This window comes from Shouchella xiaoxiensis (assembly GCF_016907895.1).
In the GTDB taxonomy this organism is placed as follows: domain Bacteria; phylum Bacillota; class Bacilli; order Bacillales; family Bacillaceae_D; genus Shouchella; species Shouchella xiaoxiensis.
Genome location: NZ_JAFBCV010000001.1, coordinates 609,588 through 630,546, shown reverse-complemented (window position 1 = coordinate 630,546; position 20,959 = coordinate 609,588). Strand labels below are relative to the sequence as shown.

The window sequence follows — 20,959 nt, the reverse complement described above, 5'->3', positions numbered from 1 at the left end:
TGCATAAAAAGAGACGAATCTATAAGGTCTGTTAATCAGACTTTTAGATTCGTCTCTTTCTTTGCTGGTAACGATGCTCCAGTCCTAATTCTCGATTTATAAGCAGCTCCATTTCTTCTAAATCTGATCGAATGACAATTGGGTCATTTTCAGACCAACGGACAGAGTAGACAAAATAATAAGAGCCAATAAACCGAAACGTAACAACTGAACTTGGAAATCGGCTAAAAATGGCTTTTAGTTGATTTCGTTTCCAATAGGAATAAGAACTTAGCTCCATTTGTATCATACCCTTTGTCTTTTCCTATTGTAATGACCGTTCATTGGTAGATTCAAACCTATCATTCAGCAGAAGCCCTTCTGTCGTTAAGTGAATAGTGTTGTTAGCTACTAAAGCCTTTAATCTTTGTAGATAAAACGGCACAGGTAAATCAGGGCGTTTGGCATAAGCTTCTGCGACCAATTTAGCTTGAGGCATTGGTCCACTTTGGAAAGAGAGTATAGCCAAAAGCTCTGCGTCAAAATACGTTTCTTCACGAGCTATTGGTTTGAACAATTCAGCTCGCTCCATAATAAATCCCTTTTCAACCTTGCTAAAGCGCGGAACTAGTTCCTGCCATTCACTTGAAGAATAAGACTCCTGTTTTTCTAACGCGCGGAATAACTCAGCCGCACGCTCTCGTAATTGCAAGGGACCTGACACAACCCGGAGACGTAGCTGATCGAGGTTGGTCATCGTTTCAGCAATTTCCATGAAAGCAAGCTCTTCAGCCGCTGAAGGTCCGACCCAGGCAGTCACAACACCATGATCCAGCGCCTCTTGAATGGCATTTCTCTGCCTTTGTTGGAGTTGCATAATTAAGTCTTGTTCAGATCTAGATGACTCTACTCCCAATATGCGTTCAAGTCGCTTCATTCGCTCTCGTTCATTATCCAATATCCCTAGTTGCCAATGTGGTTCGTAAAGAAGCACATCTTCTTTTTTGTGATGTGTCTGCACATTATTGGTAAAGAATAGTTGTTTCTCCATCAAAACTCCCTTTCTATTTACTTATTGTAGCTGTGGATGATACTGATGTATCTCTTTAATGAACACCTTTTCTTTCTCCAAATGCCAGTTTTCATCGTAGTTTTTCCCAATTTCGACAGCTTCCTTTACAAGCTCTTCTTGAGTATATTGTTTTCCACCCTTTACAATCGTTTGAATTGTTTGTGTGTTGCTAATTGACTCTAGCGGGTTTTCTTTGACAACGATATAGTCCGCTACTTGCCCTACCTTTAATTCCCGCTCAAACTTGAATAGACGACTAGGAGTAATCGTTGCTGCTTGAAGCGCTTCAAGCGGCTTTAATCCACATTGAACAAGCAGTTCGAGCTCCCGATGCAGCAACTGACCTGGAAATGTGTCAATGCCAGCCGGTGTATCCGTGCCGGCAAGGAGTTGTCCACCAGCCTGATGGTAGGCCTTTGTAATTTTTGCGGTTAGTAAAAAAAGTCGTTCTTGTTTCTGTTGATTTATATGCGGACGCAAATTGTTCCAATGCTCGCGCAAGCCACGATCGGCATTTCCAATCATCGTTTGAAACGTTTTCCATTTAAATGATTGAGATCCTTGTGCAAATAAACTAAGCGTAGGGACAAGCACGACGTTGCTTTTGATCAACTCATCACATAGGGTAGCGAGCGCATCATCCTCTAATCCATCTTGAAGAAGCTTAGCATCTTCAGCTTCAGACAACAAGCAATGCCATCCTGGAATAAGTGATTGTAGCACACCTGAATTGTGTTCTAAAAAACGAACGCCGATTTTGGCAGCAACTCTTGCATCTACATCGGTTGAGCCAAGTAAATCTGCACTTACTTCTAGTCCTTGTCGATTTGCCTCGACTACTACAGCCTCCATCACTCGCCGCTCAAGTCGTCCATACACTTTAATAAATGATGCACCAAGATCGGCTTGACGCTTTACTTCTTCTACCGCAACGTTAGCCGATGTTGTTGCCAGTGCCCCAACACTCGTTTCTCCCCATAATCCGGGCACACCATCAATCATTCGATCCGTTGTATATACATGAGGAAGACTTACAGAGCGATCTTCTTCAAAAAAAGGAGCTAGTAAATAGAAACTCCCTGCCGTATTGCGGACGCTCGTTACGCCAGCTGCTGTAAAGAGTGAGCCGTAACCTAAAGTAATGTGACAGTGGGAATCAATCAGACCAGGCAGAACAAATGATTCCTGCTGATCTAGAATAGCGTCCTCCTTAGCGACAATTAGTCCATTTTTCAGTGTTACTTTTTTTCCTTCAAATTGGCCAGTTTCAATATTTAAGAGATTAATAACCTCCTTACGCTGCAAATGGTTCACCTTCCTTTTGATCTTTCTTACTATTCTAATAAAAATAAACAAATACTGTCAATAAGGGAAGTTTATTGCCCGGGCAATAGGAAAAACCTGTTTTCAGATGAAAACAGGCCCTGTACTTATTTTTCTAAAGGTCGCTTAATAATACCGTAAATCACACCCGTAACAATCGCCCCGATTACAATTGCAAGCGCATATAACCCAATGTAGGAAATTGTCGAATTGTTAACTAACAGTAATGTAAACACACCACCATGAGGAGCTGGTAAAGCGATCTGGAACAAACCAGTTAAGCCACCCGCAATACCGGCCCCGATTACACTCGCCGTAATAACACGAATCGGATCAGCTGCTGCGAACGGAATTGCTCCTTCCGTAATAAACGAAGCCCCTAATACATAGTTCGTTTTTCCAGAATCACGCTGTTGCTTTGTAAACTTATGCTTCCAGAACGTTGTTGCAATCGCTATACCAAGCGGAGGAACCATCCCAGCAGCCATGACTGCCGCCTGAGGACCGAGATTCCCTGCATCAAGCATTGCAATTCCAAACGTGTAGGCCGCTTTATTAATTGGACCACCCATATCAATGGCCATCATAACACCGAGTACAATACCAAGAATAACCATATTCCCCGTACCTAAATTTCCAAGCCAGCTTTGCATTCCTGTGTTCACAGATGCGAGAGGAGCGACTAAGAAATACATAATAACACCGGTAAACAAGATGTTTAAAACAGGTGTGAATAAAATTGTTCTGAGTCCCTCAAGCGATTGAGGAATCCCTGCAAGAATTTTCCGCACGAGAAGTGCCATGTAACCAGCGAGAAAACCAGCTAACAAACCGCCCAGAAAACCAGCATCTCCTTGGAACGCCATATAACCAGCAATTAAGCCAGGTGCAAAACCAGGACGATCCGCAATGCTCATCGCAATAAAAGCAGCCAAAACTGGAATAAAGAGATGGAATGCATTATCTCCACCGATCGCTCCGAGAATAGCCGTTATCACATTGTCTTCTCCTAACAACAGCTCCGTTTCAAACAAGAAACTGATTGCAAGAAGAATACCACCACCAATAACAAATGGCAGCATGTTGGAAACACCATTCATTAGATGTTTGTATATATCTTTTCCAAATGACGATTTTCTTTCGTCTCCATCATTTTCCTCTTTGGTTGAACTACTACCGCTACCGTGATAAACAGGCTCTTTGCCTGCAAGTGAGCGATCAATTAACTGTCCAGGCTTGCGAACGCCATCGGCTACTGGAGCAATAACGATGCGTTTGCCATCAAACCTGTCCATCTCAACTTTTGTATCCGCAGCTACAATAATCCCACTTGCTCGTTCAATATCGACTTGAGTGATACGGTTTTTAACGCCCCCTGAGCCGTTCGTTTCAACTTTTATTGAGAAGCCTCGTTGCTCCGCTTCTTTCTTTAAGGCATCTGCAGCCATGTACGTGTGGGCAATCCCAGTTGGGCAGCCCGTAACGCCAAGGATATATGTCTCGTTTTCAACGGGTGCTGCGGTTTCTTCAGCTTCTTCCTCGGCTTCTTCTGCTTCCTTTGTATCAATCGTCAAAATAATGTCTTCTAGTGTAGTAGCTTCAAGCAAACGAGCTCGAAACGCCTCATCCATTAAAAATGTTGATAGTTTTGAAAGCGTGGCTAAATGTTCATTGTTTGCACCTTCAGAAGCAGCAATCATAAAAAACAAATGACTTGGCTGACCATCAAGCGCTTCGTAATCAATGCCTTCTTTCGAACGACCAAAAGCGATAGCCGGTGTTTTAACCGCGTTTGTTTTTGCGTGCGGAATCGCAATTCCTTCACCTAAACCGGTTGTACTTTGTGCTTCCCGTGCTAGGATCGCGTCCTTGTAACCTTGCTTATCCGTTAATCTGCCAGCCTCATCCAGTTTGTCAACCAGTTCATCAATGGCCGTCGCTTTTGAACGCGCCTGCAAATCAAGAATCATTGTCTCTTTTTTGAGTAAATCAGATATTCTCATCTTACTTACCCCTCTCTTTAATAGGTTGAACCAGTATTTCATTCTTTAATAAATCAATTGCTTCTTTATCGGCGAAACCAACTGAAAATGCGGTCGCACTCCCTGTTGCGATTGCGGTTTTAAATGCTTCTTCCACGCTTTTATCTTGGGCAAGTGCACTAATAAATCCGGCCACAGTTGAATCCCCAGCGCCAACGGAATTTCGAACCGTCCCTTTAGGTGCATTGGCATAAAGCAGCTGCTCTTTTGTAGCAAGAACGGCTCCATCCCCAGCAAAGGTCACAAGCACATAATCAATTTCATCCCCTACAAGCTGCTTTATATGAGGAATTGCTTGTTCAATCGTTTCAATCTCCACACCGGCAATCTCACTCAATTCATGATGATTCGGTTTAAGAAAAGTTGGCTTGCTGGAAATCACTTCGCGCAATGCTTCACCACTCGTATCTACATAGACGGACACACCATGTTCTTTAAGCATTACAGTCCATTTTGCATAGATAGAAGCTGGTAAAGTTGGCGGGGTGCTCCCTGCTAGAACAACAGTATCTCCCTCTTTTAACTGGCTAAGCTGCTTTTCCAGCGCCTTCACATGCTTGTCAAAGATGGCGGGAGAGACTCCGTTTATTTCTGATTCTTGATCTGCTTTTATTTTTACATTTATTCTTGTGTCACCTTCAACCTCAATGAAATCTGTCTTGATGGCTTCTTCTTCAATTGACGCTCTAATGTAATTACCTGTGAAACCACCAATAAATCCGAGAGCGGTTGATTGATGCCCCAGTCGCCTTAACACGCGTGACACATTAATTCCTTTACCACCTGGCGATTTTTGATCCGCAGTAGCTCGGTTTATTTCACCAAGCTGTAAGTGATCAAGCGTCACATGATAGTCCATTGCTGGATTAAGGGTTACCGTATAAATCATAGCTTTACCACCTTCATTGCTGTATGTGCTGTCATTTCTTCGTAAAGCATGGCTTGTTCTTGTAAGAGATAAGAGCTTGTTACAAGTGTGATGTTTTTTAGATGAGCAAATCGAGAGAAGGCAATATCACCAAACTTCGTATGATCCGCTAAAATAACGGCATTTCTTGCTCGTTTTATTGCTTCAGCTTTGATATGGGCTTCTTCAGGATCTGGTGTTGTGCAGCCATCTTCCACTGTCACACCATTTGTACCCATGAAAGCGTGATCAAATCGGTACATATCAATGGTCTCTAACGCCCCCCTGCCAACAAAGGCATGTGTACCACTTTTAACGTGACCACCAAGGACATGTGTTTCAACGCCAGCTTCAAGTAACGCAGGGATATTCATCAAACCATTTGTTACAACAACAATGTTTTTTTGTTTTAAAAATGGAATCATCTCATACGTTGTCGTTCCAGCATCTAGAAACAAACAATCTCCTTCACAAACCTGTTCTGCTGCTTTTTGCGCAATCGCTCTTTTCTCATGACTGTTTTTGATTGTTTTTTGCGCCATTGTTGGTTCATCGCGCATCTTCTGCAATAATGTAGCGCCACCATGTATACGCTTTAATTTCTTATCTTGCTCTAGCTCCGTTAAATCTCGACGGATCGTTGATTCTGAAGCCCCTGTATGATGAAGGATATCTTGTATTTTCACGACCTCATATGATTGTAATAAAGCTAAAATCATCTCTTTTCTTTCTAATGTTAGCATGTAGATACACCTCTACTTTCTCTACTCTGTCAGTATACAGTCAAAAACGTTCATAATCAATCATTTTCATTCAATTAATTGATTTATTCACTAGCAAAAAACCCTGTTAACCATTTTTGGCTAACAGAGTTTTTATCAAACTTCCACTTTTTCTGCTAATTCGGCCCAGCGATCAAGCGTTTTTTCAAGTTCAGCATCTAGTTCTTCTTTTTCTTTTAGTAAATCAGCAACTTTGCCATAGTCACTTCCAGCAGCAGTGACCGCATCTTCTAGTTGCTGCTGTTTTTCTTCCAATTCTGCTATACGATCATCAATGCCATCCCACTCTCTTTGCTCATTATAGGAGAGTTTTTTTGTGTCTTTTTTTCGTTCAGGCATTTCTTGTTTTTCAATTTTCACTTGTTGTACTGCTCTTGTCTGCTCAAGCTCTTCCAAGTAATCGGTATAGTCTCCTTGATAACGTTCTACACCCGATTGCGTAAAAATAAGCATTCGATCAACCGTACGATCTAGAAAATACCGATCATGTGATACCGTGACAACTACACCAGGAAATGTATCCAAATAATCTTCGAGAACGGCGAGCGTTTCAACATCCAAATCGTTTGTTGGTTCATCAAGGAACAATACGTTTGGTTCACTCATTAGAATTCTAAGCAAATACAAGCGTCGCTTTTCCCCACCAGAGAGACGGCGAATGTACGTCCATTGCTGGGAGCGTGGGAACATAAAACGCTCAAGCATTTGTTCGGCCGTAATCGTGTCTCCTTTCGCAGTATATACGACTTCTGCCACCTCTTTGATGTAATCTACAACCCGTAAGTCACCATTTAACTCAGCTTCTTCTTGCGTGTAGTAACCGATACGAACGGTTTCACCTACTTCAACTCGTCCACTGTCAGGAGCAATTCTTCCAGCCATTAAATTAAGTAACGTTGTTTTTCCACTGCCATTTTCGCCAATAATTCCAAGCCGCTCATTTTTTGTAATTAGATAGGATACATCTTGAAACAAAAGATCCTGATTAAAAGACTTTCCAACTTCAATTAGTTCAATGACTTGTTTCCCTAATCGATGGGAGCCAATCGCTACATCAAGCTGCTGTTTCGCTTTAGGCCCTGATTGATCCTTTAAAGCTTCTACTCGCTGAATTCGTGCTTTTTGCTTGGTCGTCCGTGCCTTCGCACCTCTTTGCATCCAGGCAAGCTCTCTTCGTAAAACATTTTGCCGCTTGCTTTCTGTTTGTTCTGCCTGCATTTCACGGTTCGCTTTTGCTTCTAAATACGTTTCAAAATTACCTGGATATTGATATAAAGAACCTTCAGCAAGTTCATAAATTGTATTTGCAACTCGATTTAAAAAGTAGCGATCATGGGTAATTACAATTAAAGCGCCACGATACTGTTTTAAATAACCTTCAAGCCATTCCACTGTTTTATGGTCTAAATGGTTGGTTGGCTCATCTAGAAGCAATAAATCAACTGGTTGAATAAGCGCTCTGGCTATTGCAACCCGCTTCTTTTGCCCACCAGACAAAGTACCAAGCTTTGCAAACAAGTTTGTAATTCCAAGCTTCGTTAAAATCGTCTTAGCTTGAGTTCCTGCTTCCCAAGCGTCTTGTTTATCCATTGCTTCTTGCAGGTGAATAAGGTCATTCTGACGCTTTTCATTTAAGGGATCTTGTTCGAGCGCAGCCAATCCCTTTTCATAATTTGCGACCACTTTCATCAATGGGGAATCGCTCTTATAAATGTAATGGAGTACGGTCTCAGCATCTTCTAGTTCAGGCTGCTGGGGTAAATACTCGAGTGAGAAATCATTAGCATGAATAATGCTTCCGTTTTCTTTTCCCTCTATTCCCGCCAACACTTTTAAAAGAGTGGATTTTCCTGTACCATTTACTCCAAGTAGTCCGATTCGATTTCCTTTTTCAAGGGAAAAACCAATTGAACTAAATAATGTTTTATCCCCAAATGACTTTGATAAGTCCTCTACGCGTATTAAGCTCATCTACATCTTCCTCTTATTCCGTTTTGTCCTTTTATCTATGCAGTATAGCATACTAGTCTTGCTGATAAGGCGCTTTTTCATAGATGAAATTAGGGGTTTTCCATTCATTCGAAAACGATTGATGAAACAGCTTTGTTTGCGCAGGAGACATCGGAGGAATTAACCACGTCCAATCCCCAGTAACGTTACGACCAGAGTCCATCTCGTTCTTCATAAATTGTTGAAACTGCTTTGCTGCCGTATGATGATCAACAATACTGACGCCTGCAGCTTGAAAGGAAGAGAGAACAGCCCTATTCAATTCAAGCAGCGCTTCATCACGCCATAACGTCGATTCTCTCTGCGTTGCGATTCCAAGCACATCAGCAACTTGCTCTAAGCGATTATAGCGAAAGTCATCAGCCAAGTTGCGTGCACCAATTTCCGTTCCCATATACCAGCCGTTGAACGGGGCGGCATAATAAGATAGACCTCCAATTTCTAAGCGCATATCAGATATAATTGGAACGCCATACCACTTTAACTGTAGCTGATCGAATTCGGGGTATTGAGGATGCGTTAACTCGACTTCCTTCACATATTTTTTTGGAATTTCAAACCATTCAGGTCTTTTGTCATCAATGGAAAGGACAATGGGAAGGATGTCAAAATCAGTTCCAGCACCTTCCCAACCTAGCTCCATGCACTTTTTCGTCAAAGCAACTGATGCAGGATCACCGACAATAGAATGACCTACTTCATAGCCAGCGTAGCGGATTAATTGGTGGTTCCAAATTCGAATGCGTGAGCCCTGTTCAAAAACCGTAAGCGTTGGCCGAATCTTCCCTTCATTCGTGGCAAATTCTAAATGCCTAAATAACCCATGAACGATCTCTTCAGCTGTGGTTGCTTCTCGTTCATCGATGACGTGCATTCGTTCCCAGAACAAACGCCCAATGCAACGATTGCTGTTGCGCCATGCCACTTTTGCACCGTATGTTAGTTCGTCCGTTGTTTGAACATAAGTACCCGTTTCATTAATTTCTTTTAAAACAGCTCTGATGCGTTGTTCAACACCGTCCAAACCATTCTCTTCATAATACTGAGCAAGGTACTGCTGAGCCTCGTTTTTTAATGTCTGTGACATCATCAACGCGTTCCTCCTAAAAAAAACTGTGTAGCCTATCGCTACACAGTTTTTCGGCTAAGCCTGTTGGTTTAAAGCATTTTTTATATCATCTTCAATTTGTTTTGGTTTCGTTTGGGGAGCATAGCGCTCAATCACTTCACCTTTTCGATTAACAAGAAACTTTGTGAAGTTCCATTTAATCTCTTCCCCTATTGTTCCCTTTTTTTCACTTTTTAAATGTTTGTAAAGTGGATCGGCATGTTTGCCTTTAACATCTGTTTTTGCAAATAAAGGAAAGGAAACACCAAAGTTAACTTTGCAGACGTTTTCCATTTCGTCATCCGACGTTGGTTCTTGATTCATAAATTGATTGCTTGGGAAACCCATAACGCGGAGTCCATCATCTTTGTAAGATTGATGCAATTGTTCTAGTCCATCAAACTGTGACGCAAACCCACATTTTGTAGCCGTATTAACGATTAAGAGCACATCGCCTTCATACGTTGCTAATGAAAAATCCTCACCCTTGCTCGTTTTAACCGTATAGTCATAAACCGACATGAACATTCACTCCCCATTTTTTGTATGAGTATTGCCTTCAGTATAAGCGATTATGAAGGGGAATAAAACCATTACGCTCAGATCAGATTTTATTTCTTCGAGCAAAATCTACAAAGCGGAAACGATCTGGACGGTGTCTTGATTCGGAATACTGGAATAAGGTCGCATCATCAAGATAAGTAAAGCTTCGTACAACAACAATATAATGACCTTGCTCAACATCTAAAGACGCCACGTCTTCCGCAGAAGCCGTTTCCACCACAATTTCTTTTTTTGCGAAACTAATAGATAAACCTAAATCTTCTTCAATAAAACGATAGATGCTACCTTTACTTTGTTCTTTCGTTAAACCTGGAATGGATGCACCTGAAAATAAATCTTTATCAAGAATAATTCGTTCACCATCAATCGTTCGCACACGTGCAACAGAAAAAACTGGCTCTCCTTCTGATATCTCTAATTTAGTAGCCATATCCTGATCTGCAGAAAGCTCTTCAAAATAAATGACTTCTGTTTCAGCTTGAATACCTAACGCCTGGTTTAATTCTTGAAAACTCGTTACGCCTGATACTGGAAAGTCAAGTCGGCCCACGTCGAGTACAACAGACCCTTTTCCTTGGATCTTCTGGATATAACCATGTTCAGACAAGAGATTCAACGCTTTTCGGATTGTTTCTCTCGATGCATTAAAAGCAACCGTTAGCTCATGTTCTGAAGGAAGCGTCTCTCCAGCAACATAGCGCCCTGCACCAATTTCTTTCACAAGCTGTTGATAAATAGACTGAAACTTACTCTTCACTTGTATCGACCTACTTTTTCAAATAGAATGCCACAGTTTCATACGGTTCAAGCGCGAATGAACGAGTTAACGTACGGTCTTGCTTGTAATTTCCGATTAACTGTCTCGCTTCTAACGATACCATAGAATCTGGACAAATAAAGTCTGCTTTCTCACCATAAAAGTTAGAGATCACGAGAAGTTGTTCCTTTCCATTATCACGTAAATACGCAAAAACATGGGAATCATCAGGAGTTAACAGCGTATAGTTTCCATCAGTTATGACTTGATAAGTCTTTCTTAGCTCAATTAATTTTTGATAAAAATAAAAGATCGATTGCGGATCTTCAAGTGCTTGCTCAGCATTAATGTCTTTATAGTTTGCCGCAACTTCAATCCAAGGTGTTCCACTCGTGAAGCCAGCCTGATCTGTCGCATTCCACTGTACCGGCGTACGTGCATTATCTCGTGACTTTTGACGTAGAATGGCTAGGACCTCTTCTTCCGATTTCCCTTCTTTTTGTAACTGCTCGTACATGTTTAATGATTCCACATCACGGTATTGATCAATCGTCGTAAAGCCTGGATTTGTCATCCCAAATTCTTCACCTTGATAAACATACGGCGTTCCTTGCATTAAGTGAACTGTTGCTGCCAACATCTTAGCCGATTCCTTATGGAAGGTCGTGTCATTGCCATAGCGACTTACAACACGCGGCTGATCATGGTTACACCAGAATAACGCGTTCCAGCCTCCACCTTCATTCATACGAACTTGCCACTCACTCAAAATCGCTTTTAACTGCTGAAAATCAAAGTCCGCAACCGTCCATTTATCACCATTTAGATAATCGACTTTTAAGTGATGAAAATTAAATGTCATCGAAAGCTCTTGATTTTTCGGATTGGAATAACGAATACAATCTTCAATGGTCGTTGACGACATCTCACCAACCGTCATGCTATCGTATTTAGCTAACACTTCTTGATTCATTTCATTTAAAAATTCATGTACGCGTGGTCCATCTGTATAAAATTTACGCCCATCACCAGGTGCTACTGTACCATCATCATCTGGGAAGTCTTGGTCTTTCGAAATTAAATTGATGACATCTAAGCGGAAACCATCTATCCCTTTTTCAAACCAATAGTGCATCATTTCGTAAACATGCTTCCGTAACTCTTCATTTTCCCAATTTAAATCAGCTTGGGTTACATCAAATAAATGAAGGTAGTAATCTTCTGTCGCTTCGTTCCACTCCCAAGCTGATCCACCAAACTTAGATTGCCAGTTCGTCGGTATATCTCCACCTCGAGCATCTTTCCAAATATAAAAATCGCGATAGGTCGCGCCTTTGCTAAGCTTCGCGTTCTGAAACCAAGCATGTTCAGTCGATGTATGGTTTACAACTAGGTCCATAATTAACTTCATGCCACGCTTATGGGTCTCTTCTAATAGCCGATCAAAATCTGCCATTGTCCCGTATTCCTCATGAATTGCATAATAATTAGCAATGTCATAACCATTATCATTCTGTGGTGAGGCGTAGACAGGCGTTAACCAGATAACATCAATTCCGAGATTTTTTAAGTAATCAAGCTTCTCTATAATTCCTTCCAAATCACCAACACCGTTACCAGTCGTGTCATTAAAGCTTTTTGGATAGATTTGATAGACCGTGCTTTTTCTCCACCATTCCATTTCAAGTCATCCTCTCTATTTCTACTTAGCTATAGCTTAACATACTTGTATATACAAGTTCAAAAAAAGGACTGCCAAGGCAGCCCTTTTTTATTTATTCATGCAAACTTTTCGGGTTACGAATTTTTCCGTAAAGGAAAGTGATTATGAATGGCAGTAAAATAACGATTGCCATACCAATTGCGAACGCGCCCCAGCTGCCTGGCTGAATTGAAACAATTCCAGGTACACCACCTACGCCAACACTCGTGGCTAGCACGTTTTGAATCGAAATAAACATTCCAGCTATTCCGGAGCTAATGATTGCCGCTAAGAACGGAAAGCGGAAACGAAGGTTCACACCGAACAATGCCGGTTCTGTAATACCGAGCCAAGCTGATAAACCAGACGTACTGGCAAGGCCTTTTAAGTTCTTATTTTTAAGAACGAAGTACATCGCAAACGCTGCAGACCCTTGAGCAATATTGGATAGCGCTAAGATCGGCCATAAGAAGGTACCACCTGCGCCACCAGTTGTTAACTGTAAATCTACCGCCAAGAATGTATGGTGCATCCCTGTAATAACAAGCGGTCCATAAATAATTCCATATAAGAAACCTGCAATTGCTGGCACTGCGCCAAACAACCAGATAAATCCATCAGCAATTCCGTTACCGATCGCGAATGTTAAAGGGCCAATCGCAATAAACGTCAAGAAGCTTGTGATAAGGAGCGCAATCGGCGCTACTGTCAGCAAGTGTAAGGCATCTGGAATGCGCTTACGCAAGAACACTTCTATTTTCGCTAAAATAATCGATGCAACGAATACAGGCAGGACTTGTCCCTGATAACCTAATTGTTGAATTTCCAAGCCAAATAAATTCCAGACAGGAATCTCTCCTGCTTCACGTGCACTTCCATAATTCCAAGCGCTTAATAAATCTGGGTTGACTAAGATTAAGCCGAGTACAATACCGAGAAGTGGACTCCCCCCAAACCGCTTCACGGCCGACCAACCAATTAAAGCTGGTAAGAAGGTAAAGGCGGTACTGGCGATAACTTGGATGATATCTGCAAAATCAGTCCACTGTGGATGGACATCAATAATTGATGCATTGTCGTAAAAAATATCAGCACCTGTTAAGACATTATTTAAACCCATTAATAAACCAGCTGTTACAATTGCCGGCAGGATGGGAATAAACACATCCGCCAATACTTTAATCGCTCGTTGTAACGGGTTTCCTTTTTTCGCAGCCGCTTCTTTCACATCGTCTTTACTTTCTTCCTCGCGACCAGTTAACGCCATCATTTCTTTATAAACTTTATCGACTACACCGTTCCCTAAAATAATCTGAAACTGACCATTTGCTGAAAACGTTCCTTTAACAACATCAAGCGATTCTAATGCTTTTGTATCGACTTTTTCTTCATCATTTAAAATTAGACGAAGTCTCGTTACACAATGGGTTGCAGATGAAATGTTCTCTTCGCCGCCTATTGCGCTTAAAATTTGCTCAGCAGACTTTTTATAATTAACCGCCATTTCGCTTCCTCCTTTGCGAGCGTTTTCAAAACGCTTCTTTGTTTCGTATAGTTAATTTGTATATACAACTTATGATTACGCATCGATCATAACCTGTATATACAAATTAGTCAACAAAGAATTACTATTAGCTTCCCCAAGCTTAGTAAATCTACTCCATCACTTGTTTCGTTTAAGTATTTGTTATTATCAATTAATCTGACATGTTACAATAAAAGAAAAAGGAGGAATCACCATGAATTTTGACCCACACTATCATCCTTATCCTTCAACGAGACAGCCTGTTTACGCAAAAAAAGGCATGGTTGCTACATCCCAACCTCTCGCTGCTCAAGCAGGCTTAGATATATTAAAACAAGGAGGAAATGCTGTTGATGCAGCCATTGCAACCGCCGCTTGCTTGACGGTTGTCGAACCTTGCTCGAACGGCATTGGCGGCGATGCCTTTGCATTAGTTTGGATAAACGATGAGCTACATGGCTTAAACGGAAGTGGTCCAGCACCAGCATCTATTAGCATTGAAAAAGTGAAAGAGCGTGGCTTCGACTCAATGCCGAGTTCTGGTTTTATTCCTGTAACCGTTCCAGGTGCTCCTGCTTCGTGGGCAGCTTTATCAGAGCGGTTTGGAAAATTGCCATTATTAGAAGTGCTGAAGCCGGCAATAACTTATGCCGAAGAGGGCTTTGCCATTACGTCTACAATTGCGAGACAATGGCAAACAAGTTTTAAACGCTTTAAAGAGAACCATACAGCTGAAGAATTCGCAAGCTGGTTTGATACGTTCGCGCCTAACGGGACAGCCCCGCAAGCTGGAGATATTTGGCGTTCGCAAGCTCATGCCGACACGCTAAGAGAGATTGGGGAGACAAGAGCTACTTCCTTCTATACAGGCAATTTAGCAGAAAAGATTGGCGAATTTAGCTCTAACTACAACGGTTTTCTGGCAAAATCAGATTTGGCTGCTTACAAGCCAGAATGGGTTAAGCCGATTCATGTAAACTACAAAGGCTATGATGTTTGGGAAATACCACCCAACGGACAAGGCTTAATTGCCTTACAAGCACTCTCTCTGCTAAATAAGCTTCCAATTGGTGAAAAAGAAACAATCGATACATACCATAAACAAATTGAAGCGATTAAACTGGCATTTGCTGATGGGCTGAATTACATTACAGAGGAAACTAAAATGAGTGTCAACACAGCTGATCTATTGAGTGAAACCTATGCTTCAGAGAGAGTGAAATTAATTCAAGAAGAAGCACTTGAGCCCGTCGCAGGTAAACCGCTTTCTAGTGGGACGGTCTACCTATCTACTGCTGATGATGAAGGAAATATGGTATCATTCATCCAGTCGAATTACATGGGCTTTGGTTCTGGATTAGTTGTGCCAGGAACAGGTATCGCCTTACAAAACAGAGGACATAATTTCTCACTTCACCCGGAACATGACAATCGATTGGAACCAAATAAGCGTACGTTTCATACGATCATTCCAGGCTTTTTAACAAAAAACGGTGCGCCAATCGGTCCGTTTGGCGTTATGGGTGGTTTTATGCAGCCACAGGGTCATGTTCAAGTTGTGATGAATACAGTTGACTTTCATTTACACCCCCAAGCAGCGCTTGATTCTCCTCGCTGGCAGTGGATGGAAGGTAAGAAAGTCATGCTTGAACCAAATTTCCCGAGGCATATCGCAGAAGGTTTGGCACGTAGAGGTCATCAAATTGTTATTGCAAATGATTCAATGCCCTTTGGTAGAGGTCAAATCATTTGGTATGATGCTGATAAACAATCGTATATCGGTGGAACCGAGTCAAGGACAGATAGCGCGATTGCGCCTTGGTGAAAAAAAGGAGAGTGGCTCGTGAGCCACTCTCCTTTTTATTTAGCGGAACAACCAGCTTTCACCCGGCTGCATCAACACATTTAGCTTTAATTTTTTGCAGATCGTAATGTAATGAAGCAAGGTTAATAAAACGGCACTCATATTCATTCCTAATATAATACCATTCATCTGTAGACTAGGCATTGAACCAAGTGCAATCATTAAGCAAAACGATACGACCGTCGCATAGAATGAATGAAGAAATGCATCTTTAACTAGCCCAATTCCAATTAAGTATGCCTGAAGCGGGATGGCACAGTAGTGGAATAAGAAGTATGGTATAAGCACCTGTAAATAATCAGCTGCTGGAGATGGTCCAAAAAACAGCGTTGTAATTGGATCCGCAAAAAAGTAGAACAATAGCACGATTGGAGCACCATAGCAAAACGTAATCAACAAAGATAAGCGAAGGTAATAATGCAACACACCATACTGTCTCTTGGCATAGGCATCAGCAACAATTGGAATGAGAACAACGAGAAGGGCGTGCGCTATAAAGGCTGGAAAAAAGCCAATTGTAAAGGCTATTCCTGCTAGTTTTCCGTATTGAACCATTGCAACGCTCTCAAGCATCCCAGCGTTTGTTAAAGCGGTTGTAATTAAAAATGGCTTAACCGCAAAAGTGATCGAATGAAATATACGCAACCCTGTTGTTGGTACGGAAACCGCGAGTAATTTTTTTTGAATCTCGCGCTGGTTGACTTTCTTCTGTGGGACTCTTTTTTTCGTCTGGTGAATTTTTCGAATAAAGACAACGACTAAATAAAATAAAACGAGCAGTTCACTTAACTTTAAAGCTAGTAACGCCATAAATATCGCTAAATCACTTGTAAATGAAAATAGATAAAAAACAATTAATAATCCTCCAAGCTGAGCGGTTCGTTTTAAAATATTTGCAATTGCTATTTTTGATGTTAGTTGCGCACCCATTAAGTAACCACGGGCAACAGAAGAAAACGTTACGACTGGGATAAGCAGAACAAGCATCCATCTTACTCCAATATGGTAATTAGATAGAACACTTAATTGGGGAAGAATGATCAAAGCAAGTCCCATGACTGATAGCGCACAAACAAGCGCCAGTTTCAAGGCATTATAGAGGACACCCCAATGATACTGTTCCTCTTTTTCAGCAACTAGCTTCGAAATTGAAACAGGTAGTTCAATACTTGCTAATACTACGACGAATAACATTGTTGGTAGGATCGCCATATAAAGACCAAACGCTTCATCTCCAAGCTGTCTCGCCAACACGACATTAATCACAAATTCAAGACATTCACCCACAAAAGCAGCTGCACTCAGTAGCAGAACACCGCGAAAAAACGTATTCACTGCTCATCTCTCCTTTTCTCTCTCTTTAAAGGTATGAGACAAGTCGTGAAAATAAACCAAAAAAAACAAGCCCCTCATAATGAAGAGCTTGTTCTGTCTTAATCATCCCATGTGTCCGTTTTTTTCAAACCCGGTATGTTTTTACTTTTAAAGACAGGATCCTTTCCTTGCTTTCGTTGCGTAGTATAATCGTTAATCACTGCAAAAGAAATTTTTCCAATTAATAGGATAACTATTAAGTTAATGATCGCCGTGAACGCCATAAACACATCAGCCATATCCCAAACTAGTTCAATTGCAGCCATTGAACCAAACACAACCATCGCCATTACCGCAAAACGATAGAACTGTAACCAGATCGTTCCTTCTTTAATAAAAGCAAAGTTTGTTTCACCATAATAGTAATTTCCTATGATTGAACTGAAAGCGAAGAAGAAAATGGCAATTGCAATAAACGGCACAGCCCAATCCCCAACTAAGATGCTTAGTGAGTCTTGCGTTAGCTGTACGCCACCTAAATCTTCATCAAATGTTGTATAAACATCCGTTAATAAAATAACAAAAGCTGTTGCTGAACAAATAATCATCGTATCAAAAAAGACACCAAGTGATTGGACAAGCCCCTGCTTTACAGGGTGTGACACATCTGCTGTAGCTGCAGCGTTTGGTACGCTACCCATCCCAGCTTCATTTGAAAACAATCCGCGCTGGGCACCAATTAATAGACCAACAAAAATTCCTACAGTTGCTTCCTGAAAGCCAAATGCATTCCCAACAATAAGTGAAAACACTGCTGGAACCGCCTCAATATTGACTACAACAACGTAACCAACTACAGCTAAATACAAGACAGCCATAACCGGTACGACAATTCCAGAGAACAAAGATATTGAGCGAATTCCTCCGAAGATTACAATGCCTGAAGCAAGCGCAATAACAATTCCGACTATTAATGGATTGAACTCAAATGCATTTTCCATAGCTCCTGCAATTGTATTTGCCTGAAGTGAGTTAAAAACAAGACCGAACGTAATGGCAATTAAAACCGCAAACACGATTCCAAGCCACCGCTGTCCAAGCGCTTGCTCTATGTAATAAGCAGGACCGCCACGAAACTGTCCATTCTTTCGCACTTTATAAACCTGAGCTAGCATGCTTTCAATAAAACCAGTCGCCATACCAATTGCGGCGATGACCCACATCCAAAAAATTGCGCCTGGGCCACCTGTGGTAATGGCAATTGCTACTCCCGAAATATTAGCTGCCCCAACACGGGACGCTGCGCTAATCGAAAACGCTTGAAAGGCAGATACTTCTCCTTTTTTGGTTTTCTTTTCCGTAATTGCTTTAAACATTTCAGGAAACATTCTTACTTGGACAAACCTAGAGCGAAACGTTAAGTACAAACCTATACCAATTAAAAGCGCTACAAGTATGTAAGACGTGACGTTATTAATGCTATTAATCATTCCATGAAAAACTTCCATACAATTCCTCCAATTTTTCTCGTTTTCACCAAACGTATAGTATAGCAGACTATACCTTTTTTTCATAAAAGAAAAACGCCTTTTCACAGTAGTGTGTCCCATAACCGTAAAAAGACGCTTGTTCTATTGCCATAAATGTTGATTCGAGGACGTCACAGCACTCGCTCCGGCCTGAATGGCTCGCTGAACATCTTCTTCAGATTCAATTAATCCACCAGCTACTACATCAATTCCTGTTTCTTTTTGAACTCGTTCAATCCACTGCGGCAATATTCCAGGAAGCATCTCAATAATATCAGGCTTAATGGTTTTTGCTTGTTGAAAGCTCGTTTCAATAGCCAGCGTATCAAGTAAAAACACTCGTTGAATCGCTAAAACATTATTTTTCTTTGCCACACGCAACACTTCTGCTCTTGTTGAAATTAGTCCAGCTGGTTTAATCACTTGGCATAAAAACTCAGCAGCTGCGCGGTCACTTTTTAATCCTTGAATCAAATCAGCATGGATAATTAATTTCTTGCCTGCTTCACGAGCAAGTTTTTTTAGTGATGCCAACTTAGAAAGATGCATGTCAAGAATGACAATAAAGGTATGCTCACCCTCAACAATCTTTTCAAAATCCTTCATTGATTTTATTGCAGGTAAGATTTTTTGACCATTAAATGCCATTACAGAACATCTGCCAGCGTTACGAGGCGCCACTGTGCTTCTAGTTCAACCAGGTGATTGTGTTTTTCTTGATCGGACCAGTTTAATACTGTTGCCATTGCTTCCGTAATCTTTTCTTTATACGTTGTTGCCGTCTCAATATCAAATAACAGCGCCGAAGATCTACGCATCAGAAAATCAACAGGAGTCAGTGCCATCTCGTACGTCATCGCATATCGCAACGATGCCCACAAGGCTTTAGGTAACCCGAATTCCTCTGCTCGCTCATCTTCTAGATAAGCATACACTTGCGTCACGTTAGACCCATAGCGATTAACCAACGCCGTTGCTGTCGTTTCATCTAAGCCTAACTGCTTACCCGCTTCAATATGAGATGCTTGAAATAAATCAAATTGATCAGATCCACCGATATCACCGCCGGATAAAACGAGGTGTTTTGTTTGGCAAGGTCCGTAGGCACGGCCACCATTTTCTTCTAAAAACTTAGCTACTTGCGTGACGATGCTATCGGCCATTTTACGATAACCCGTTAACTTCCCTCCAGCAATCGTCATTAGCCCACTTTCCGACACAAAGATCTCATCCTTTCTTGATATATCAGATGGATCTTTCCCCTCTTCATGAATCAGTGGACGCAAACCCGACCAGCTCGATTCAACGTCAGCTTCTGTTAATTCATAACCAGGGAACAAGCCATTTGTGGCATCAAGAATATAGGTAACATCTTCTTTCGTAACGCCAGGTTCCTTCATATCCCCTTTGTAATTAGTATCCGTTGTCCCGATATAGACTTTTTCGTCTCGAGGAATCGCAAACATCATCCGTCCATCTTGAAAAGGGGTATCAAAGTATAGCGCTTGATTAAGTGGTAGCCTTTTTTTCGAGAGTACAACGTGAACACCCTTTGTTAAATGGATGGTCTTTCCTTCACGGGAACGATCTTGTTCGCGTAATGTATCAACCCAAGGACCTGTTGCATTCACGATCTTTTTAGCGTGTATGACTAAACCTTCGCCCGTTCTTAAGTCACGTGCAACGACACCTTTTACTTTTTTATCATCGTAAACGAAAGACTCTGCTTTCACGTAGTTAGCCAAATGCGCGCCTTTTTCTGCCGCCGTTTTAGCAACCTCAATCGTTAACCGCGCGTCGTCCGTTCGATATTCTACATACATACCGGCTCCTTTAAGCCCCTCTTTCGCAAGAATCGGTTCCTGTTCGATCGCTTTGCTAGCCTTCATCATCGTACGTCGCTCTGCTTTTTTGACTCCGGCCAGTCTGTCATAAACACTCAGTCCAATTGAAGTTGTCAGTGAATTAAACGTACCGCCTTTATAAAAAGGCAACATCATCCGTAGCGGCGTTGTTACATGTGGTGCATTCTCATAGACAATGGCACGCTCTGTTCCTACTTCAGCAACAAGTTTTATTTCAAATTGTTTTAAATAACGCAGACCGCCGTGAATAAGTTTTGTTGAGCGGCTTGATGTACCTGCTGCAAAGTCCTGCATGTCAATTAAGCCGACCTTCATTCCTCTTGTCGCCGCATCTAACGCTGTACCGACTCCAGTTATGCCGCCACCAATAATAAGCAAATCCAGTTCTTCGTTTTTCATTTGCTCTAATGATTTCATTCTAGATTTCGCTGAAAAAGTCATCCTAATTCCTCCAATTTTTTATAAATGAACACAAAAAGGCCACAGCTAAACAGGCTAGACAAAAAGCGCCTTGTGAAAGCTGTGACCTCTCATAATCTCAGGTCGTTCCATTAACTTAGTTCAAGTATAGCGCGGTTTTTTCGTTTCGTAAACCTTTTTGTCTTTACTACTATTC

Annotated in this window: 17 protein-coding genes; 1 reads left to right on the top strand and 16 read right to left on the bottom strand. The window is 41.5% G+C overall.

All coding sequences use genetic code 11. From position 1 onward, the window contains the following. Positions 1-43: 43 nt before the first annotated feature. The 12 genes from JOC54_RS03225 to treP form a co-directional block, all read right to left on the bottom strand. On the bottom strand, positions 44-280 hold the full coding sequence (locus tag JOC54_RS03225) for a protein YuzH (RefSeq protein ID WP_035419527.1): 237 nt from the start codon (positions 278-280) through the stop codon (positions 44-46). A gap of 24 nt (positions 281-304) precedes the next feature. Continuing rightward, positions 305-1,030 (bottom strand): hypothetical protein, encoded by a 726-nt coding sequence (locus tag JOC54_RS03220; RefSeq protein ID WP_204464366.1) that lies wholly within the window; start codon positions 1,028-1,030, stop codon positions 305-307. Between the two features lie 21 nt (positions 1,031-1,051). After that, positions 1,052-2,356 (bottom strand): amidohydrolase family protein, encoded by a 1,305-nt coding sequence (locus JOC54_RS03215; RefSeq protein WP_204464364.1) that lies wholly within the window; start codon positions 2,354-2,356, stop codon positions 1,052-1,054. A 125-nt stretch (positions 2,357-2,481) separates the two neighbouring features. Further along, positions 2,482-4,377, bottom strand: coding sequence for a PTS fructose transporter subunit IIABC (locus JOC54_RS03210; RefSeq protein WP_204464360.1), 1,896 nt, complete (start codon positions 4,375-4,377; stop codon positions 2,482-2,484). A 1-nt stretch (position 4,378) separates the two neighbouring features. Further along, complete coding sequence (gene pfkB, locus JOC54_RS03205; protein WP_204464357.1) at positions 4,379-5,305, bottom strand: 1-phosphofructokinase; 927 nt, start codon at positions 5,303-5,305, stop codon at positions 4,379-4,381. Beyond that, a complete protein-coding gene (locus JOC54_RS03200; protein ID WP_204464356.1) occupies positions 5,302-6,066 on the bottom strand; it encodes a DeoR/GlpR family DNA-binding transcription regulator in 765 nt (254 codons plus the stop codon). Before JOC54_RS03200 ends, pfkB begins: the two co-directional genes overlap by 4 nt. 135 nt (positions 6,067-6,201) lie before the next feature. Further along, complete coding sequence (locus JOC54_RS03195) at positions 6,202-8,076, bottom strand: ABC-F family ATP-binding cassette domain-containing protein (RefSeq protein ID WP_204464355.1); 1,875 nt, start codon at positions 8,074-8,076, stop codon at positions 6,202-6,204. A gap of 52 nt (positions 8,077-8,128) precedes the next feature. Continuing rightward, positions 8,129-9,202, bottom strand: a complete 1,074-nt coding sequence (locus JOC54_RS03190) for a nitric oxide synthase oxygenase (protein ID WP_204464459.1) — start codon at positions 9,200-9,202, stop codon at positions 8,129-8,131. Positions 9,203-9,259: 57 nt separating this feature from the next. Beyond that, positions 9,260-9,745: a glutathione peroxidase gene (locus JOC54_RS03185; RefSeq protein ID WP_035441707.1), complete on the bottom strand. Its 486-nt coding sequence runs from the start codon at positions 9,743-9,745 to the stop codon at positions 9,260-9,262. Between the two features lie 82 nt (positions 9,746-9,827). Next, positions 9,828-10,544: a trehalose operon repressor gene (gene treR / locus JOC54_RS03180; RefSeq protein WP_204464353.1), complete on the bottom strand. Its 717-nt coding sequence runs from the start codon at positions 10,542-10,544 to the stop codon at positions 9,828-9,830. A gap of 10 nt (positions 10,545-10,554) precedes the next feature. Beyond that, positions 10,555-12,225, bottom strand: coding sequence for an alpha,alpha-phosphotrehalase (gene treC, locus JOC54_RS03175; RefSeq protein ID WP_204464352.1), 1,671 nt, complete (start codon positions 12,223-12,225; stop codon positions 10,555-10,557). Between the two features lie 94 nt (positions 12,226-12,319). Beyond that, positions 12,320-13,750: a PTS system trehalose-specific EIIBC component gene (treP, locus tag JOC54_RS03170; protein ID WP_035419534.1), complete on the bottom strand. Its 1,431-nt coding sequence runs from the start codon at positions 13,748-13,750 to the stop codon at positions 12,320-12,322. Between the two features lie 235 nt (positions 13,751-13,985). Here treP and JOC54_RS03165 point away from each other — a divergent pair, with 235 nt between their 5' ends. Continuing rightward, the gene (locus JOC54_RS03165; RefSeq protein ID WP_204464351.1) at positions 13,986-15,596 is read left to right on the top strand and encodes a gamma-glutamyltransferase family protein; all 1,611 of its coding nucleotides are present in this window, start codon (positions 13,986-13,988) and stop codon (positions 15,594-15,596) included. A 39-nt stretch (positions 15,597-15,635) separates the two neighbouring features. On the opposite strand, the gene JOC54_RS03160 is transcribed toward JOC54_RS03165, so the two are convergent. The 4 genes from JOC54_RS03160 to JOC54_RS03145 all read right to left on the bottom strand — a co-directional run bounded on the left by JOC54_RS03160 (position 15,636) and on the right by JOC54_RS03145 (position 20,784). Then, positions 15,636-16,970 (bottom strand): oligosaccharide flippase family protein, encoded by a 1,335-nt coding sequence (locus tag JOC54_RS03160; protein WP_204464349.1) that lies wholly within the window; start codon positions 16,968-16,970, stop codon positions 15,636-15,638. Positions 16,971-17,068: 98 nt separating this feature from the next. Then, a complete protein-coding gene (locus JOC54_RS03155) occupies positions 17,069-18,457 on the bottom strand; it encodes an alanine/glycine:cation symporter family protein (RefSeq protein ID WP_204464347.1) in 1,389 nt (462 codons plus the stop codon). 123 nt (positions 18,458-18,580) lie between these two features. Continuing rightward, positions 18,581-19,126 carry a glycerol-3-phosphate responsive antiterminator gene (locus JOC54_RS03150; protein ID WP_204464346.1) on the bottom strand — a complete coding sequence of 182 codons (546 nt, stop codon included), beginning with the start codon at positions 19,124-19,126 and terminating at the stop codon, positions 18,581-18,583. After that, complete coding sequence (locus tag JOC54_RS03145) at positions 19,126-20,784, bottom strand: glycerol-3-phosphate dehydrogenase/oxidase (RefSeq protein WP_204464344.1); 1,659 nt, start codon at positions 20,782-20,784, stop codon at positions 19,126-19,128. Before JOC54_RS03145 ends, JOC54_RS03150 begins: the two co-directional genes overlap by 1 nt. Positions 20,785-20,959 lie beyond the last annotated feature (175 nt).

Coding starts and splice junctions, on each gene's coding strand:
- JOC54_RS03155 (WP_204464347.1), bottom strand. CDS start 18,457: ATGGAAGTTTTTCATGGAATGATTAATAGCATTAATAACGTCACGTCT.
- JOC54_RS03220 (WP_204464366.1), bottom strand. CDS start 1,030: ATGGAGAAACAACTATTCTTTACCAATAATGTGCAGACACATCACAAA.
- JOC54_RS03225 (WP_035419527.1), bottom strand. CDS start 280: ATGGAGCTAAGTTCTTATTCCTATTGGAAACGAAATCAACTAAAAGCC.
- JOC54_RS03190 (WP_204464459.1), bottom strand. CDS start 9,202: ATGTCACAGACATTAAAAAACGAGGCTCAGCAGTACCTTGCTCAGTAT.
- JOC54_RS03145 (WP_204464344.1), bottom strand. CDS start 20,784: ATGACTTTTTCAGCGAAATCTAGAATGAAATCATTAGAGCAAATGAAA.
- JOC54_RS03150 (WP_204464346.1), bottom strand. CDS start 19,126: ATGGCATTTAATGGTCAAAAAATCTTACCTGCAATAAAATCAATGAAG.
- pfkB (WP_204464357.1), bottom strand. CDS start 5,305: ATGATTTATACGGTAACCCTTAATCCAGCAATGGACTATCATGTGACG.
- JOC54_RS03165 (WP_204464351.1), top strand. CDS start 13,986: ATGAATTTTGACCCACACTATCATCCTTATCCTTCAACGAGACAGCCT.
- treP (WP_035419534.1), bottom strand. CDS start 13,750: ATGGCGGTTAATTATAAAAAGTCTGCTGAGCAAATTTTAAGCGCAATA.
- JOC54_RS03200 (WP_204464356.1), bottom strand. CDS start 6,066: ATGCTAACATTAGAAAGAAAAGAGATGATTTTAGCTTTATTACAATCA.
- JOC54_RS03185 (WP_035441707.1), bottom strand. CDS start 9,745: ATGTCGGTTTATGACTATACGGTTAAAACGAGCAAGGGTGAGGATTTT.
- JOC54_RS03210 (WP_204464360.1), bottom strand. CDS start 4,377: ATGAGAATATCTGATTTACTCAAAAAAGAGACAATGATTCTTGATTTG.
- JOC54_RS03195 (WP_204464355.1), bottom strand. CDS start 8,076: ATGAGCTTAATACGCGTAGAGGACTTATCAAAGTCATTTGGGGATAAA.
- treC (WP_204464352.1), bottom strand. CDS start 12,225: ATGGAATGGTGGAGAAAAAGCACGGTCTATCAAATCTATCCAAAAAGC.